We start from the raw sequence: 3,100 nt of genomic DNA on the forward strand, positions 1-3,100 counted from the left end.
TACGATGGGCATACGCTTACAGCATCCTTGGAACAAGTTCACAAACTAACGGGTATTGCGCCAAAGGAAGTTTATGTGGATCGGGGTTATAGAGGACACGCGGTGACGGATACGGTCAAAGTATGGATAGCAGGAGCCAGGCGCGGCGTCACGGTGGCGATCAAAAAGAAGCTCAAGCGGCGCAGTGCGGTGGAGCCCGTGATCGGACATATGAAAAACGATGGGCGTCTGGGGAGAAACTTTTTGAAAGGCACAGCAGGCGATGCCATGAATGCCTTACTGTGCGGTGCTGGCTATAACTTGCGCAAGATTCTGCGCCAACTGGCGCTTTTGTGTGCTCGTTTGGGAATCAATATTAATCGGCTATTGATTGGCAATATGCCTAACCTACAACTTAGTAGTTGAGAAAAAGGGTTTTTCAGGGACGACTAGTTAGTCGCCCCTGAAATACTATAGAAGCTAGCATAAATATTGGCATTGAGGGATACTCAAAAGGTATGGAATTTGCCCGAATTAATACTATTGACCCCTAATTTCTGGTGAATTGATGAAGCCGAAGAAGCAGGAATCCACCCTCTGTGATGATCTTTTTCGCATGAGACTGGAGCAGATTACAGCATCCTTGGAACAAGTTCACAAACTAACGGGTATTGCGCTAAAGGAAGTTTATGTGGATCGGGGTTATAGAGGACACGCGCTGACGGATACGGTCAAAGTATGGATAGCAGGAGCCAGGCGCGGCGTCACGGTGGCGATCAAAAAGAAGCTCAAGCGGCGCAGTGCGGTGGAACCCGTGATCGGACACATGAGAAACGATGGGCGTCTGGGGAGAAACTTTTTGAAAGGCACAGCAGGCGATGCTATGAATGCCTTACTGTGCGGTGCTGGCTATAACTTGCGCAAGATTCTGCGCCAACTGGCGCTTTTGTGTGCTCGTTTGGGAATCAATATTAATCGGCTATTGATTGGCAATATGCCTAACCTACAACTTAGTAGTTGAGAAAAAGGGTTTTTCAGGGACGACTAACTAAGTGTACTGAAAATGGATAAGATTAGCAATATTTCAGGAACTACTCACGATTCAGAAAGATCGCCGACTGGAGAAAATCCAAACAATAATATTGTATTCGCCCCACATCGATTGATATGGCATTGATTCTGAAACATGCGCACAAAAATACTACCTAGCACAATTTCTAACAGGTTGTGATCAGCACAACACAAAGACCAGAATTAACGTCACTGATCACACTTTTCAGCAAATCCCTCCACAATATGCCTTAGCAATCCTTGATTGGCATCTTCCACTAAATCAAGCACCATCTCGAATCCATGACTTCCTCCATAATAAGGATCTGCTATTTCCTGATACTTATCCCATTGACTGCTGTAACGCATCAATAAATCAAGTTTGTGACTATATTGTTGTGGGCAACGATCTTGCAGTATTGCAAGATTATTTTTATCCATTGCTAGAATATAGTGAAACTCTTCAAAATCATTTAATTCTACGGTCCGAGCGCGCAACTCCTGCATGTTATACCCTCTTTTCAGTGCTGCTTTTTGTGTACGTCTATCAGGAGGCTCATCGATATGGTAAGCGTGTGTCCCCGCTGAATCGACATAGATCTGCTTCTCCAGACCAACAGCCCTGACTCGATGCCTAAATACTGCATCCGCAGTAGGTGATCTGCAAATATTACCCATACAAACAAAGAGAACTTTAACTTTATTATCTTGCTTCATTTTTGTTTCATTATTCCCAGTTCATTTTGAAAAATAGTTCTAAAAACCTATGAAAACTTCTCTGTAATCGTAAGATGGATTTCATCCTCCAACGAACTCACCTCTCCACCCTGCCGTAGATGGACGGTGCTTACATACCGCTTCCGTAAGGGTGTTCTAAATAAGGATGTTCTAAATCTAGAATATAGAATATTGGTTTTTCCCTTTTCCAGGGCTGCAGAAGATCTCATAAATCTTCATAAACCCACATGACACAGAGCACCCCCACTAGTAACCAGATCATAATAATAATCCCACCTGCCACTCGGCTCACTGGCTTTGCGTCCTGGCTGATTTCTTGGGCCCGTACCCTGCACGCTGCCAGCACTTCTGGAGGAATCAATCTGATAGCCAAGGCAATCCCTAGGGGCAGCAAGACGAGATCATCCAGATAACCAAGAATCGGAATAAAATCTGGAATCAGGTCAATTGGGCTGAGCGCATAAGCAACAATAGCAGCAACGAGAAACTTAGCATACCAAGGAGTAGCAGGATCACGTGCCGCGAAGTAAAGCGCAAGGGTTTCTGCTTTCAGACGAAACGCAAGTTGCTTTAGGTTTAAGAAAAGATTCATAGTCAATATACCATACCAAATGAATAATCACTAAAGGTACATATCGCCATCGGTAAGCCAGACTATTCTCCCAGTTTCCCAATGCTTGTTTGATCCGCACCCTAATTCTGTCGCCCCTGAAATACTATAGAAGCTAGCATAAATATTGGCATTGAGGGATACTCAAAAGGTATGGAATTTGCCAGAATTAATGCTATTGACCCCTAATTTCTGGTGAATTGATGAAGCCAAAGAAGCAAGAACCCACCCCCTGTGATGATCTTTTTCGCATGAGACTGGAGCAGATGTTGGACCAGCGCCACGAGCTGTATCGCCTGGCAGGGAAGATTGACTGGTCTGTAGTAGAAGAGCGGTTTGAACGACTGTATTCAGATGAAGGCCGCCCAGCTATTCCGATCCGCTTGATGGTAGGGCTGCACTACCTGAAGCACACTTTCAACGAATCGGATGAAACGGTGGTGGAACGCTGGGTGGAGAATCCCTATTGGCAATACATCTGTGGAGAAGAATACTTTCGCCACGAATTGCCAATCGATCCCAGCCAGATGACGAGATTTCGTGACCGCATAGGCGAAGCAGGCTGTGAATTCATGTTAAGTCTAACGGTGGTAGCAGGAATTGCCACGCAGACCGTATCAAAGACATCGCTCACAGCAGTAAACGTGGATAGCACGGTGCAGGAAAAAGCGATCAATTACCCGACAGATGCCCGGCTGTATCATAAGGCTGGAAGTGCACTGG

The 3,100-nt window shown here is 45.4% G+C and carries 4 protein-coding genes and 1 pseudogene; 3 read left to right on the forward strand and 2 right to left on the reverse strand.

The features are described from left to right. Together BLV54_RS16310 and BLV54_RS14850 are read left to right on the forward strand one after the other, a co-directional pair. A partial coding sequence (locus tag BLV54_RS16310) for a transposase (protein ID WP_371113310.1) occupies positions 1 to 405 on the forward strand: 405 nt, incomplete at its 5' end. 142 nt (positions 406 to 547) lie between these two features. Next, on the forward strand, positions 548 to 1,000 hold the full coding sequence (locus BLV54_RS14850; RefSeq protein WP_090572369.1) for a hypothetical protein: 453 nt from the start codon (positions 548 to 550) through the stop codon (positions 998 to 1,000). 239 nt (positions 1,001 to 1,239) lie between these two features. On the opposite strand, the gene BLV54_RS14855 is transcribed toward BLV54_RS14850, so the two are convergent. Then, positions 1,240 to 1,746: a low molecular weight protein-tyrosine-phosphatase gene (locus BLV54_RS14855; protein ID WP_090572370.1), complete on the reverse strand. Its 507-nt coding sequence runs from the start codon at positions 1,744 to 1,746 to the stop codon at positions 1,240 to 1,242. 363 nt (positions 1,747 to 2,109) lie between these two features. Then, positions 2,110 to 2,296, reverse strand: a pseudogene (locus BLV54_RS17410) (YkvA family protein); the annotation flags it as partial. A gap of 284 nt (positions 2,297 to 2,580) precedes the next feature. Between BLV54_RS17410 and BLV54_RS14865 the strand changes: the two are divergent. After that, on the forward strand, positions 2,581 to 3,100 hold a 520-nt coding region (locus tag BLV54_RS14865; RefSeq protein ID WP_143032452.1), incomplete at its 3' end, for a transposase.

Source organism: Nitrosomonas sp. Nm33 (assembly GCF_900107265.1).
Taxonomy (GTDB): Bacteria; Pseudomonadota; Gammaproteobacteria; order Burkholderiales; family Nitrosomonadaceae; genus Nitrosomonas.

Coding starts and splice junctions, on each gene's coding strand:
- BLV54_RS14850 (WP_090572369.1), top strand. CDS start 548: ATGAAGCCGAAGAAGCAGGAATCCACCCTCTGTGATGATCTTTTTCGC.
- BLV54_RS14855 (WP_090572370.1), bottom strand. CDS start 1,746: ATGAAGCAAGATAATAAAGTTAAAGTTCTCTTTGTTTGTATGGGTAAT.